The 14624-nt window shown below is 50.4% G+C and carries 9 protein-coding genes; 8 read left to right on the forward strand and 1 reads right to left on the reverse strand.

Annotated features, from left to right (window positions below; genetic code table 11):
• Positions 1 to 125 precede the first annotated feature (125 nt).
• The 8 genes from ACOYW2_RS02020 (at position 126) to ACOYW2_RS02055 (ending at position 12461) form a co-directional block, all read left to right on the forward strand.
• Complete coding sequence (locus ACOYW2_RS02020; RefSeq protein ID WP_482769213.1) at positions 126 to 1811, forward strand: YcaO-like family protein; 1686 nt, start codon at positions 126 to 128, stop codon at positions 1809 to 1811.
• 269 nt (positions 1812 to 2080) lie between these two features.
• Entirely contained in the window at positions 2081 to 3619 is a 1539-nt protein-coding gene (locus ACOYW2_RS02025; RefSeq protein ID WP_482769214.1) for a sensor histidine kinase, read from the forward strand.
• 198 nt (positions 3620 to 3817) lie between these two features.
• A complete protein-coding gene (locus ACOYW2_RS02030; RefSeq protein WP_482769215.1) occupies positions 3818 to 5212 on the forward strand; it encodes a sigma-54-dependent transcriptional regulator in 1395 nt (464 codons plus the stop codon).
• A 758-nt stretch (positions 5213 to 5970) separates the two neighbouring features.
• Complete coding sequence (locus ACOYW2_RS02035) at positions 5971 to 6549, forward strand: GspH/FimT family pseudopilin (RefSeq protein WP_482769216.1); 579 nt, start codon at positions 5971 to 5973, stop codon at positions 6547 to 6549.
• Positions 6546 to 7424: a PilW family protein gene (locus tag ACOYW2_RS02040; protein ID WP_482769217.1), complete on the forward strand. Its 879-nt coding sequence runs from the start codon at positions 6546 to 6548 to the stop codon at positions 7422 to 7424. The genes ACOYW2_RS02035 and ACOYW2_RS02040 overlap by 4 nt, the downstream gene beginning before the upstream one ends.
• Before the next feature lie 53 nt (positions 7425 to 7477).
• Positions 7478 to 7966: a type IV pilus modification PilV family protein gene (locus tag ACOYW2_RS02045; protein WP_482769218.1), complete on the forward strand. Its 489-nt coding sequence runs from the start codon at positions 7478 to 7480 to the stop codon at positions 7964 to 7966.
• Between the two features lie 9 nt (positions 7967 to 7975).
• Complete coding sequence (locus tag ACOYW2_RS02050) at positions 7976 to 8563, forward strand: pilus assembly PilX family protein (RefSeq protein ID WP_482769219.1); 588 nt, start codon at positions 7976 to 7978, stop codon at positions 8561 to 8563.
• 16 nt (positions 8564 to 8579) lie between these two features.
• Positions 8580 to 12461: a pilus assembly protein gene (locus ACOYW2_RS02055; RefSeq protein ID WP_482769220.1), complete on the forward strand. Its 3882-nt coding sequence runs from the start codon at positions 8580 to 8582 to the stop codon at positions 12459 to 12461.
• A gap of 201 nt (positions 12462 to 12662) precedes the next feature.
• Here the strand turns inward: ACOYW2_RS02055 and ACOYW2_RS02060 are convergent, their stop codons facing one another.
• Entirely contained in the window at positions 12663 to 14330 is a 1668-nt protein-coding gene (locus ACOYW2_RS02060) for a sugar phosphate nucleotidyltransferase (RefSeq protein WP_482769221.1), read from the reverse strand.
• Positions 14331 to 14624 lie beyond the last annotated feature (294 nt).

Below are 14624 nucleotides of genomic sequence, written 5' to 3' on the forward strand. Positions count from 1 at the left end.
AGGGTCTCTCCTGCCCGCCACCAAATTTCATGATAGACCGTTTAGGTCTTGATGGAAGCAAGGCCTGACAACCGAAACGTTTTTGCGGAGCTTTTTTCAAAAAGTGACCCGCCGGAGGCTAAAAGATGACTGACTACCGATTGAAATTGACAACCACCGAGGCTGCCACGGGATATTTTGCCGTGGTACCCGAAGGCGTGGAGAGCCTTGATGCGGCCCTTACGGCCCTGCGCAAGGCCCCCATGGACGCCTTTATGCGTCAGGCTGCCCTGACCCTGCTGGGTGGTCTGGGGGAGGAGGGGATGACCGAAAAGCTTAAGGGGGCCGATGAGCTTCTCAAGGGGCTTCTCTATGAGGCAACCCTTGCCTTTGATGCATTTCCGGCCATTCGGGAGGCACTTGAGAAAGAGGGCTGGACCCCGGAAAAGGTGGAAAGCCCCTTGATCTATGCTCGTTTTGTGTCGGCCCACGGAGTATCTGCCCATCCCTGGGCAGAGATGCTGCAAGGCAATGTGGACCGTCTGGAGGAACTCCCCTTTATTGATGAGGCTCCGGTTTTGCTGACGGCCCCTGGCCCCATGGGGCCTTCCGAACCCCTTCCCGTGGGGAGCATGGCGGATCAGGTGCGCCAGGAGGTTCCGCTGGTCCAGCGGGTTTCTGCTGCGGAGACAGCCTCTGTGGCCAAGGCCCGGCTGGAAGCAGTGGGGATCTTCAACGGCGGTGAAATGCGTCACCAGGCCTCTCTTTCCCCCTTTGCCCTGCAGAGGAAGTGGCAGGTCTCGACGCGGGTGAGCCAGGGAGATCTGGCCTACACCCTCACCGGTGAGCAGACCAGTTACGGCAAAGGGCTTTCCGTGGCCGATGCCAGGGCCTCCCTGTACATGGAGATCGCCGAGCGCCTGAGCTCTTATGCCTCCATTGAAGGCGGACGCGTGGTGGGCACGGTCAACGACCATGAGGTGACCAAGGCCCGCTACAGCGAGCTTCTGGCAGGCGGGAAAAGAGCGCTGGACCCCAACGCCTTGATGCTGGATGTCCCCTATGGGGACGAGCCCCTCCATTGGATGGAAGGCGTGACAACAGCCCAAGGGGCAGAGGTACCCATCCTGGTTCCGGTTCAGGCGGTGTTTCTCTTCATGAACCTCGACGAACCCGCTCTTTTTTCCAGCCTGGGATCCACGGGTCTTGCCTCGGGCAACACCTTGGATGAAGCGTGTGTCTCCGGTCTGTATGAAGCCCTGGAGCGAGAGGCAGAGGCCACCCAGCCCTACGATCCGGCCCTGTGCTTTGAGCTCTATACCGCCAACGAAAACCTGGGCCCGCTTCTGTCCGCGTATCGCCAGGAGGGGGTGAACCTGTTTTTCCAGGAACTCACCGGCCGCCTGGGCGTGCCCATCTGCAAAGCCATGGTGATAGATCATGAGGGCGTCGTGGCCAAAGGGTGTGCGGCCCATCTCAACGCCAGGCGGGCCGCGGTTTCGGCCATGACCGAGGTGCCCTTTGCCTTTCCCGGGGGCGAGGCGTCCATGGCCCCTCCGGCACGACCTGTTCCCGTCCACGAAGAGCAACTCCCCGATTACTCCACGGGCTCGGCAACAGGGGACAAAAAGCTTCTTGAGCAGCTCTTGGCCTCCGAAGGGTTTGCTCCTGTGTATGTGGACCTCACCCGAACGGATCTTGAGATTCCCGTTATCAAAACCCTGGTCCCTGGCTTTGCCTTTACTGCCGATTTCGATCGGTTTACTCGCCTGAGCCCGAAGATGATCAGCTGCGCCTCAGCCATGATGAAGGCAAAACACTGCAAGTCGTAATGTTTATGGGTGACTTTTGTTGCTCTTTTTACTATGAGTAAAATCAAAAACCATCAAGTGGCTGCCTCCGGCAGGACGCTATATTGAAAAAAAGCTCCGCAAAAAACTTTCCTGAATACACCCGCAGGTCGCTTTGACCTCCCTTGGGGGCGATCAAAGCGACCTGCGGGTGCGACATAGTTTCGGCAAAGCCTACAAAAGGCTTACCCAAGATCTGTTTATCAATTTTTTCAAAAGCTTGGTCCCCGGTATGGCTGCCGGAGGCAATTGTGCGCGAACGTCAACAAAAAGGCATCTTGCATATGTCCACCGGCATCAAGACAAGCATCAGTGTGAACCTGGCGTTTCTCTTTCTCTTTGCCATGGGGGTCACCGCCTTTTGCGCCTTGACCCTGGTGCGTCAGGTCATGGTGAAAAAGGAGGCGGAAAGGGCCCTGCATCTGGTACGGGCTGTCGCGGACTACGGGTTCGACGAGGCCGGGAAGAGAGACGTGGATAGCCTTCGGTTGATCCTCGGGGGCATGGTGGAGGGAAGCGCCGTGACCCTGGTGAAGGTGTCTCTTCTTGACGAGCAGCTGAGCTACGGGTTCGGCACGGATGAGCGCGGGGCAGAGGCTGGGGAGGCCATCGAAAAGGCAGTGACAAAGGGAGAACCGGTTCTTGTCAAAGGGTCCGGTATGGGGCTGTTGGGACTGGGTGGGGCTGTGGTTGCAGCTGTTCCTTTTGAGGCGCCTGTTCGAGGCGGTGTGGCCGCGGTTGTGGATACGGGCAAGGTGAGTGCGTGGCTCACCGATACCATCAAGCTCCTGGCCCTTTATATCCTCATCAACCTTGTGGTGGTCACGTTTGCCGGGGTGAGCCAGGTTTCCAAGGTAGCAGTCAAGCCGGTGGCGCGACTTCTTGCAAAGGCCGAAGATGCCGGAACCGAAGATCCCTTCATGTTTCAGGAAGAGGCGGGCAGCGAATTTTCAAGACTCTCCATGGCGTTGAACACCATGGTCAGCCGCATCAACGCCGACCGTGAGAAGCTTAAGATTTCGGTGCGGGAGCTGAAGGATCTCAATACCGAGCTCTCCCGGGCCCAGGAGGACGTAGTCCGTGCTGAAAAACTCTCGGCCATGGGGCGCCTTGCCTCTGGTGTCGCCCATGAAATCGGCAATCCTTTGGGGATCATCACCGGGTACCTTTCCCTTATCCAATCCGCTGAAACCGATCTGGAACGTTTTGATTATATCGCCCGAACCAACGAGGAGTTGTCACGTATTGACGGCATTATCCGGCAACTCCTGGATTTTAACCGTAGCGGAGACTGTGGGGACAAAGACGTGGTGGCTGTCCATGACCTGATAGCCGAGATTCGCGAACTGGTTCGTGTTCAGCCCCTGTTGAAAGATATCAATTTTAGGACCAATCTAAGGGCCCATGACGATGGCGTCATGGCCACCACAGGCGCCTTACGCCAGGTGTTTCTTAACTTGGTGCTAAACGCGGCCGATGCCATCGAAGGTGCTGGCAGGGAAGATGGTTCCCTGGTGATCTCCACCCGCAACGTGGTTGAAGACGACAGGCGTCAGTGTCTTGAAGTCGTGGTGGATGACAACGGCGGCGGGATTTCGGATGCGGACCTGCCCAATATCTTTGATCCGTTTTTTTCCACCAAGGAGCCAGGGCAAGGTACCGGGCTGGGTCTCTCTGTCTCCTTTCTTATCGTGGAAGGACTCGGCGGGAGCCTGCGTGCTGAAAGCCGGCATGGCGAGGGCGCTCGCATGATTCTGTGCCTGGAGACGTCGAAGGGGGCAGCGGTTTAGTTGCCTCCGGCGGGTCGCTTTTTTGAAAAAAAGCTCCGCAAAAATTTTCCGGTTAGATCCTTAGAAGAGCTCAATATTCAGGAAACACCTTCGAATAATCAAAAAACGTACGTGAGACCTGTTTGTCAAACTTTTTAAAAGTTTGGCCCCCGGCAGGGCCGCCGGAGGCATGTTCAAACTCATTTCCGAGGGAGATGGGTGGCGGGAAAGATCCTGATCATTGACGATGAGAAGAACATGCGGCACATGCTCTCGGTCTTGCTGGAAAAAGAGGGCTATGCCGTGGAGACGGCAGCTTCAGGGGGGACCGGTGTTAAGATGGCCGGCAGGGCCGCGAAGCTCGATTCTCCCTATGATTTTATCCTCCTTGACGTGAAAATGCCCGGTGTGGACGGGGTCTCCCTGCTCAAGGAAAACAAGACGGTTTTTTCGCGCTCCATGGTGATCATGATGAGTGCCTACGGCACCATCGACACCGCGGTTTCAGCCATGCGACACGGAGCCTTTGACTTCATCTCCAAGCCCTTCAAATCCGACGAAGTGACCCTTCTCCTCTCTCGTGCCGCTGAGCACAGGGATCTCAAAAACGAAAACCTCTATCTCAAAGACCAGCTGGGCCTCATGGAAGGCCGGTTTCGGTTCTCCAACATGGTGGCAAAAAGCGATGCCATGAAGGATGTTTTTGCCCTGGCACGCAAAGCAGCACGGTATGCCACCACGGTTTTGATCTCCGGCGGCAGCGGGACGGGTAAGGAACTCATCGCACGGGGCATCCACACGGCGAGCGACCGAGCCCAGGGGCCCCTGGTCCCCGTGAACTGCGGCGGCATTCCTGAGACCCTCATGGAGAGCGAGCTCTTCGGGCACAAAAAAGGGGCCTTTACCGGGGCTGTTCAAGACAAGAAGGGGCTTTTTGAAGAGGCCCACGGCGGAACCCTTTTTTTAGACGAGATCGGAGAGCTGCCCCTTTCCATGCAGGTAAAGCTCCTTCGGGTGCTTCAGGAGGGCGAGGTGCGCCCCGTGGGAGGCATCCAGACCCGGAAAATCGATGTGCGCGTCATCTCTGCAACCTCGCGGGATTTGCAGGCAGAGGTAGCCCAAGGCGCCTTTCGCGAAGATCTCTTTTTTCGCCTCAACGTTCTTCCCATTGACCTTCCCCCATTGTCGGAACGCCCAGAAGACATCCCCCTGCTGTGCGAACACTTTCTGAAGATGTTTAACCGCAAGCTCGGCAGCAGGGTGACCGGCGTCTCTCCAGCCGCCATGAAGCGTCTTTTGGCCTACCCCTGGCCCGGCAACGTCCGTGAGCTGGAGAACGCCATGGAGCGCGCCGTGGTCCTTGCCAACGGCGATCAGGTTGAACCCGATACCCTGCCCACAGCCATTGTGGGAACACCCCAGGAAAGACCTTGTTCAAAGGACGAGTTTTTCCTTGACGGATTTTCCCTAAAAGCCGCTGTACGAAAGCTCGAAGGGATAATGATTCGCCGCGCCCTGAAAGAAACAGGCGGCAACCGCACCAAGGCATCCAGGCTTCTTGAAATCAGCCACCCCTCCCTCCTGTCCAAAATGAAATTTCATCATTTAAAGTAAGTGTCGGGACGAAAAGCACACCAAGAGTCAACGTATCGGTACAATACACCTTGAAAGTCGCCATTCGACGTGCTTTATCCATCACCCCTCCAGTTAAGCCACTGTGGCTTTCATGGGTGGCATGGTCGTGCTTTTACTATCCCAAGTCACGGGCCCGCCGTCGCATCGTCATGACGCAAAGAAATCCCTTTAGGTTACTTTCTCCCCATAAAAATAAGTGATGCCCTTTGACTTGTGGCATCTCCTTGAGCCCTTTTGCAGGGCTTTTGATTCGTAAACGATCGTAAAATTTTTTTTATCAAAGGGTGCAACGCTTGATGAAAAGGTTTTTGTTTATTTTAATCATTATTATAGGGTGTTATAGTTATTGGTTTGCCGTGAGAGTATAAGGGTAAAAATGTTTTAAAGGTTTGGATTTTCATTTAAGGGTATGTTTTTATGGGGTTAACATTTGAAATGTAAAAATATTTAACGATTTTCTGGTTGAGTGAAGTGATTCCGGTGAGTGGTTGGTGTTTTCTGATTATCAAATGAGTGCATCCAAAGAGCAATTAATGGGGTCAAACAAGCTTTTCTCGTGAATCTTCTATATAAGTAGAATAATCAATTTTTAAACAATGTTTACGGGTGGCTTAAGGCTTGCATTAATGAATTTATGGCTTTGTGCGCCGTTCGTTGTGTTGTGGGTGTTTGATATAGAATAATAGTACATTCTTAAAGAAAGTATATTTACTATGAGAGTTTCTCAGGAGCGTATCATGAAGAACCAGAGAGGCTTTACCCTTCTCGAGTTGATGGTGGCCGTTGCATTGGTCGCCATTATCGTCTCGATATCCTCTCCAGCCTGGCAGGAATTTCTTTCGAACAGGCGAACGGCCGGGGCATCAAGGGAACTCTACAACGCCCTTCAGCACGTCCGCATGAAAGCCATCAAGGAGGGGCAAACAATCACAGTGATATATTACGATGACAAGGGCGATGCGGTGTCAGACGCGAGCGATGAGACCCCGAAACCTTTTTCATCGGCTCGGATCAGCTGGGATCAGAATGGAGACGGAATACCTGAAATCACCGAGGTATTTACTTCATCAAGTCATGTCCTCTGCGATACCAATCAGGAATCCATGGGGTACAACTCACGGGGGATTCTTCTGGGGTGCAACAGCGGGACGTTGAGGGTTTGGAACGACAGGTCCCTTCGCGAATACAGCATTGTTATAAACAACCTGGGCACCATGAGGCAGGCATCTGGGATTCATGATGCTTCAAGCAGCGGAGGGGCATCCGGATGCGGCCAAGAAGGTGAGGACGATCAAGACCCAGGGGAGGAATCATGAAGACCTTGCATAAGAATGTATCAATACGAACATCCGCCTTGCGGGTTTCTACTGGCACCATGGGCTTTACGCTCCTTGAAATCCTGGTGGCTTTGGGCATCGGTATTATTCTAATCACGGCAATTTGTACCCTGATTATCGATCAGACCAAAAGCCACGAAGACCACCAGATGAAGGTGATGATGCAGCAAAATGGCAGGGCGGCGCTGGCTGTCATAGGCAACGATTTAATGCTGGCCGGATACTCCCCTTCTCAACGGGGTGACGGGGGCTCGGGAAGGCTTGCAAGCTTTCGTGTTGCCGGCATGACACACATGGATTTTACCTATGATACAAATGCTGATGGCGAAATTGACGATACAGATTCAGCTGGAAATAACAGCTACGAAGAGAGGACCGTGTTTAGGTTTCTTAATGGCAGTAACCAACTTCAACGAAACAACAACACAAATGCACTGCTTCAAAATGTCGAAGCCTTTCGGGTGCTTTATGCCTATGATGAAGATGATCTGGGTTCAGGAGCCAGCAGCTATGGCGTCTTAGAAAAAGAGAGCAACTCGGTGAGGTGGGCCTACGACAACACTCCCAATGATTCAAATCTCGAACTTACCGATTTTTATACGTTAGATTCTTCAGGCAAACTTACAACCGATAATGTGAGTAGCACCCCAATCAAAGATCCAAAACCTTCCCTTGACCGAATCCGCGCAGCCAAGATCTGGCTGCTTATGCGAAGCACAAAACGCAAGGCCAAAAATGCATCAGAAAATCAAGTGGACTTTATTCCGAATTTTACGGTGGCTGATCTTGATACGGCCAACTATTCCTATCGTCTCTACACCACCACCGTGAAGTTCAGGAACATGTACTATTGAATGCTAACCGGGCTTTTGATTCTCGATTCTGAACCCGTTTGGGAGACCTGACAATGAAAATCAATGACGGATTTACCATGTTGGAAGTCCTTATTGCCATGGCTATTTTTGCTGTGGCTATGCTCGGGGTTATCGGGCTTCAGTTCAAAGCCATCCAGACCGACGAAGAGACCCGGCGAAAAGACATGGCGGCACAATTGCTCACGGCCGGGGTGGAGGTTGTTGAATGCACCGATTATGGAGCTACCTCGGGGACAGACGATCTTTTCCGAAACGGAAATTCCCTTTCAGATACTGGGCTGGGTAACTTTTTGGATGATGTACAAAAGGGGAACATCCGTACCCCGTGGATGACGTGGGGGAACGGGAAGGCTTCGCTTTATTTGCGGCATGAGGTTGATGACAGGGATGTGGACGGTGACGGCGATACGGACTTTTCTGTTCGAAACGTCTATCTAGTGGCTGCCTGGCGGTCTCTCACGACCGGCGACATAAAAACCATGACGCGCACAATGATTAAGCCGCAAAATAATTTGCAATAGGGGGGGGCGATGCTGAAAAGCCTGACCGACGATACCGGTTCCGTGATGCTTTTTACCTTGATGTTTATCCTGATTATTACTGTCATGGGTCTCATTGCGACACAAACATCTGTTTTTGAGATTAAAATTACCGAAAACGCGAGGTGCTACAGTGAAGGTTTTGCTGCCGCTGAAGCAGCATTAAATAAATGCATGGCAGGTTTTGGTGTTCATGAGGATACGGTGGAAAAGGATGAGTCTACAGGTGATGAGGTTGTTAAGTATTCTCTCAATAGAGTGCTGAATGATTCGAAATATTTTGACTTTAAAACAGCGGTTTATAAAACAGATGTTGTCGATTCCAGTTCGGCTAAGTTTGTTGCTCGAGTGGAAATAAGGCGAATCGTTAATAAATCTGATTACCAAAATGTGGCGGATTTGTCATCGCAGGCAAACAATATACCACAACAAAGTCACCGTTATTATGGTGGGTCAATTGATTGGCGTCGTTTTGCCATTACTTCAACAGCATTCAAACGGGACGGAATTAATCTATCTGATGTATGGATCCAGAAGGGGATTTTATTACCCGCTAAGCAGGATACCGATGTCTTTTAAGCATAAGGGGATGAAAATGAGATTTTTTATCACGTTGATTGGTGTATTGCTTGCTTCTGTTGTACCTGTTTATGGAAGTGGAAACGGGGATATGGAGATTTTTAGCGACTGTACGACAACTATTGAGCCCAACGTGCTTGTGATTTTCGATACCTCATTTAGCATGAATAAAACCGATGTCCATGACAAGACTATAGAGGAATATAGCCATGATAAAATAAATTGGTCTACCGATATGCCGTACAATAATCCGGATCCATATTACCTGAGGTTTAAAGAGACCAAAACTGATCTCGGTTGGTCGATCTTTGGCTTTGGTTCTACTATTAATGATGTAACTTGTTCTGATGCATACAATTCTCTCTTTACAAAAGGATACTATCAAGGAGAACTTTGTCATGGTGTTAGTGGCTCAAAAAAAGTGTGTGCCGATATATGTACTGACAAGACGGTTGTGTGTGAAAATTATTTGAATTACCTCGATTATGTAGACAAAAAAATGGAAGAAATTGAATTCAGCCCCGGAATTACCGGAACTTCGTATGACGGCACGGATTTGGATAATTATAATCCAAATACGGACTATTATAATTATATGACTCATAAATATAGTATTCCGGATGCTGGATTTGGTGATTATGAAATTGCTCTGGGAGCGTACAATGTTGATGACGATCATGTATATGTTCAACTTGGAGTGGTAAGGCAATTTTGTGCTAAAGAATTAAAGGTAAGTGACATAAAGTGTGACGATGCAAAAGCATCTCTTAGAAAGAACGGTTGGTCAAAAGAGAAAATGTGGGAGCTGGATAACGGAAGTTGTAAGCTGTTGAGATGGATGGCTCCTCGTTATCTCTTGATGACTCGGAACTTCATGAACTATCTGGAAATGAAGAGGGCGCGGAAGTACAATGGCGCTATCGCTTTACATGATGTGATATCTGCAAGCCACAATCATGTTCGTTACGGAATTATGCAGTTCGATTTGAATACATATTGGTCCGGTAGCTATGTGTCTCACTTCAAAAGTAATGGCGCAGATTTAGCAGCACCTATCAATTCCAGTTTAACTGACTTACGGACTGTCTTGTTTCAGCGTTACAAGGTAAAAACAGGTGATAATGAATATGGGCAACCACTGTTTTTTGGTTACGATGGCCTTTTCTTAAATGATATATCGAAAGAAACACCACTTGCTGAAAGTCTGATCGAGGCGGGTTTGTATTTTGCTGGTCAGCAAAGCTGGTTTAATAATTATACGATGAGTGACAGTTTCTTTGACTCCACACATACGGGTAGTGTGACGTCAGCCAGATACAAAAGTCCCATTGAATGCCCCGATCAAAAGAATCATATTGTTCTCATTACAGATGGGGCACCATCCGATGATTTTCAATGGTTGGATTCCAACGGAGATATGATTACGTTTGATAGTGAAGATTTTACATATAAATGGGTGTATGAAAAACCGTTTAAACACTACGACGAGAATACGGATCAGTTAGTGTCTACATTGGTGGGTAAAGAGTATGATGGGGATACTGAAGATAAACTATGTGGGCTTGTCGACAAGGATGACTGCACAGAATCAAATATGAAAATGCGCTGGCTTGATGATGTGGCTGCTTTTCTCTATTCAGAAGATTTTTCTTCTCTCGATAGAGAACAAAATATCAGAGTGCACACAATAGCCTTTCGGATGGATGCAGATTCTACTCAAGCAGACTTGAAATTGTTGGAAGATACGGCAAGAAATGGCGGCGGTATCCATGCTGTAGCAAAGAACAGAGATGAACTGAGAGACTATCTATCCGATATTTTGGTGGGTAGTGTGAAGTCATCCACTTTCTCATCGGCCGTGACTCCTGTTCGTCAGGACGATCTTACCTATTCAAGAGATCATATATATCTTACTTCGTTTAAAGTTTCTTCCGGGCAAAGAGGGCAGGGAAATATTAAAAAATTCTTTTTGTCGGGCGATACGATAAAAGGGAAGATCGATGGCTGTGGGGATTATGTTGATTTGCTAGATAATTCGGGCTTGATAAGTGGTGAGGTTAAAAGTGAGTGGTCTGTTGATTTTCCTGGTGACCATGAAAATAAAGCTGCACCAGATGATGGTGCCGCGGGGAAATTGTATGTAAAAATTTTAAGCGCTGATATCGAGAGTTCAGACACGCCAGGTGACAAGTTCAGTAAATTGTCCTCGGTACGGCGTATTTTTACGGCAAAAGGAATGAGAACGGAAGAGTTGCCCGAGCTGTTGGAGGGAATAGGGGCTGTGGTGATTCCTGAAGAGGGGAGCAGCATTGGGATGGACGGGGATACATTAAAGGATTTTTTAAGTGAACACATTTATGGCTATGGAGCCAATTGGCCACTTGGGCATATCGTTCACTCCAATGTTATTGTTGCGGAAGATCCAAATATAAGCGGGGGTGTCGATACATATCTTTTCGCTGGATCAAACGATGGCATGATGCATTGCTTTGATGATGATGGAAACGAAAAGTGGGCTTTTATTCCCCCAACATACCACGCACGCCTGAATGAACTTAAAAACACAAATAATCACCCCTGGTTCATAGATGGTGGCGCCGTATTATACAATTTCGTCACATACCATGACAAAGGTGGCAATATAGTAGATGATTTGACTAAAGCCGTCTACAGCAAGCGTGACCCCAACATACTGGTTTTTGGAGAAAGGCGAGGGGGGCCATGTTATCACCTTCTTTATGTCCATGATATGGATAAACCTCTATATCTGGGTCACGTTGGGGATGATGATAGTGATTGGGGGCTGTCGTGGAGTAAGCCTCGGCTAGGCCGTTTAAGTAATGGAATGGGGGGATGGCGGCCGGGCTTTGTGGTCGGTGGGGGATACGACTTCGAGAATCAGGATCAAATCAATCCTGATGCTGATGCTACTGACAAAAAAGGTCGTTTTGTCGCAGTGTGTCAACTAAATGGTGGTGTCGCCAAGTTGGATACCTATAGTGGCGGTGAGATTGATGCATGTATCGTCGGGGCTCGTATCTCAGACATCGATCATGATCCGGGCCGCATCTTTTCAAATATTTATGCCGGGGACATGAAAGGGAATGTATACCATTTTTCAGATAATTTTTACTTGGGCTTAAATAAAGCCAGGGTGACCCGCCCGACAAAAGACTTGGATAATACGTTTCCTAAGCGTTACAAAATATTCAATAGCACGAAAATGGTGACAGAAGAGGGCGGATATTCTCACTATCAAAAAATTTTTTACCCCCCCATCGTCGGAGATTCGTGTGACAGCACGAAAATTTTTTTTGGAACAGGTGACCGGGAGCACCCCAGCATCAAATGGAACTCTGATTCTATCTATGCTGTGGATGATTCGTGGGATGGAATTCCCTATGAGCGGAGTGATTTACTCGGTTTTGATATGAGTTATTCTCGCACCGTCGGAGACTTTGATTATTATGAATTGACACCCAAGGGCAACAGCTCTGATTTTGTTAGCGCCAAAGGGTGGTATCTCGATTTTACAAGACCGGGCGAAAAGGTTATCTCCGAACCGCTCGTGTTAGGTGATATCCTCATTATCGGGAGCTATACCCCCGATGAAGACAAGACAAATTCTTCGGACACTGATTTTTCAGATTTGCCGGAAAAGTGTAAGGGAGTTTGTGGTACGGGGGTTGGGCGTGTGTATGTTATCAGTACGTGTGTTCACTCCTTATCTGTTAAATCCATCAGGACTGATATGGAAGATCCCATGCCTCAACCGGCAGTGATTTTTGATAAAGATTCAGGAAGAGTACTTATTGCAACTGGTGACGGTGGAATTTATGACCCAGAAATACCCGTGTCACGCTCATACTACTGGAAACACAGCGGCTCGAATCTGTAGACTTCATACAAAAAACGAAATTTCCAAAAGCCAACCCGTCAATCTGCTGGTTGGCTTTTTTGCGCCTACTATATCAGGTCGAATGGTTGATAGCTTTTTTGATATAACATGGGGGAACTCCAACGTTGAGTGTCTCCTCGACCATCGTCGGTGGGAAACAGGCTATAAACCAAGGTTTGGAGGCGGGGAACTATTCGCCTGTCACCGTAGGTTCGATTGGTTTACCAGCCTGAAGAGCTCTTCGAGGGTTGGGTCGTTCAGGTGTTTGAGGCGGTTTTCGATTGTTGCCAGAGCCTGCGGAATATGCTCCTTAAAGCCTCGTTTCCCTTTTTGTGTGAGCTTGCCGAAGGCACCTAACATCTGCAGGTTCCGGGCAATGGCGCAGAAGGTGTAGCTTGTGTGGAATGTTTCATCAATAATGATACCAAGTGATTCCAATGCCTGGACGCAATGGTCCAGGAGCCGGGCCTGGAGGGCTTCGGAGAGTCCTGCATAGGGGTCGATGAGCAGGGAGGCGAGGTCGTACTGCAAGGGGCCTTTGCGGGCTCCCTGAAAATCGATGATGACAGGGTCGTTGTCTGAGATCATGATGTTGCGGGACTGAAAATCCCGGTGCATGAGACCGGTTACCCCGCCTTCAAGGGCCTTGTCGGCGATGAGGTTGAAGGCGGCCTGGCAGGGCTCTGCGGATTCGGTCATGCCAAGGTAGCTGTTGATGAAGGCGTCTATGAAGTAGCGGCACTCCATGGTGAGGATCATCTCTTTATTATACGCAGGTGTCTGCCAGCACCAAGCGCTCTTAAAGCCTTGGATACCCTCCTGTGAGAAACGGATCAGCGTGTTGATGACCTTTTGGTATAGGTTTTCTACCTCGGGCTCTGGCAGGGCTCTGGCCAATTCGGCGAGGTGGGTGTTGCCGGCGTCTTTGACGAGGACAAGGCCGGAGACGGCATCACCGCTGACAACGGGGGAGACGGTAATGCCTTTGGTGCGGAGGTGGGTACCGATGCGGATCATGGATTCGGCCTCGCCTGTGGCAAAGCCTGGATGAATACCGTGCTCACAGGAAATGAGGGTTCCCTCGGGGCTTGTGATGCGGGACCACCTGCGGTCGGAGCCGTCCCCTTTCAAGGGGATTGTTTCAAAGGGGCCCTGGGCCGTACCAAAGGTTTTTATGAAGGCCTCCGGGACCATGAGGGCCTTGGTGGCTTCCAGGTACCGGTTCTCGGTGCCGCAGTCAAACCAGAGGCAGGTCTCCAGGGCAATGCCCTGAACCTTTTTGCCCTGGGCGATGAGGTCCCGGTAGAGGTTCACCATGCCGTACGCTCGTTTGGGAATGGCAGCCACTGCTTCGGGGGACAGCACCTGCATACCGGTGAAGGCAAGCCTTTGCATGTCTTTGGGGGTGGGCTCCCGAAAAGCGCGGACCTGCCCTTGGGTATCCACGGACACATTGTTGAACTCGGGGCGATCCATAAGGGCCAGGGTGGCCGTATTGTCTTGTTCCAGGTGGGCTTCGTAAAGGGCCTTGGGGTCGATGTCCGTTAAGGTATCCCCGTTGACCACAAGCAGGGGGGAGCCGTCCAGAAGGTCCGCCACATTGGCCACGGCACCGGCGCTGTCCAGCAGGGTCTCTTCCTGTCGCAGGTGGACCTTTACCGGCCATGATTTGTGGTCGATAAACCGGTGGATCTCTTCTGCCAGGTGGCAGGTGTTGATGATGACAGCGTCAAATCCTGCGTCGGCCAGGGCATTGATGTGCCGCTCCAGGAGCGTGACCCCGCCAATGGTAAACAACGGCTTGGGCCGAACCTCGGTATGGGGAAGCAGCCGGGTCCCAAGCCCCGCCGCCAGTATCATTGCCTGCATGTCATTGCCTTCTATGGTTAAAGTGCATGAAAAAGCCTGCCTCCGGCGGCGAGGTGAACCACCTCGAAAGCTGATTGCCCTTGCGCTTAGTCCCTCGTTCCTCGGGCCAAACCGCAAGGGCCTTTGACTCGGGCTTCGCCCGACACAAACGCTGATGGTGTGTGCGGACTGCCTCACAAGCTTCGACCCAACAGGATACGTTGTTCCTACTTGGCCATTATGAATTTAACCGCACTGCCTCCGGCGGCCAGCTTTTTGAAAAAAGCTGGACCAAAACCTTTCGGTTGTAGCTCT

The sequence above is a fragment of the Desulfoluna sp. CLI2B genome, assembly GCF_056847375.1.

What these genes read in the sequence shown, in the direction of transcription:
- ACOYW2_RS02035 (WP_482769216.1), top strand. Translation starts at nt 5,971, where the DNA reads ATGAAGAACCAGAGAGGCTTTACCCTTCTCGAGTTGATGGTGGCCGTT.
- ACOYW2_RS02060 (WP_482769221.1), bottom strand. Translation starts at nt 14,330, where the DNA reads ATGCAGGCAATGATACTGGCGGCGGGGCTTGGGACCCGGCTGCTTCCC.
- ACOYW2_RS02020 (WP_482769213.1), top strand. Translation starts at nt 126, where the DNA reads ATGACTGACTACCGATTGAAATTGACAACCACCGAGGCTGCCACGGGA.
- ACOYW2_RS02040 (WP_482769217.1), top strand. Translation starts at nt 6,546, where the DNA reads ATGAAGACCTTGCATAAGAATGTATCAATACGAACATCCGCCTTGCGG.
- ACOYW2_RS02045 (WP_482769218.1), top strand. Translation starts at nt 7,478, where the DNA reads ATGAAAATCAATGACGGATTTACCATGTTGGAAGTCCTTATTGCCATG.
- ACOYW2_RS02055 (WP_482769220.1), top strand. Translation starts at nt 8,580, where the DNA reads ATGAGATTTTTTATCACGTTGATTGGTGTATTGCTTGCTTCTGTTGTA.
- ACOYW2_RS02050 (WP_482769219.1), top strand. Translation starts at nt 7,976, where the DNA reads ATGCTGAAAAGCCTGACCGACGATACCGGTTCCGTGATGCTTTTTACC.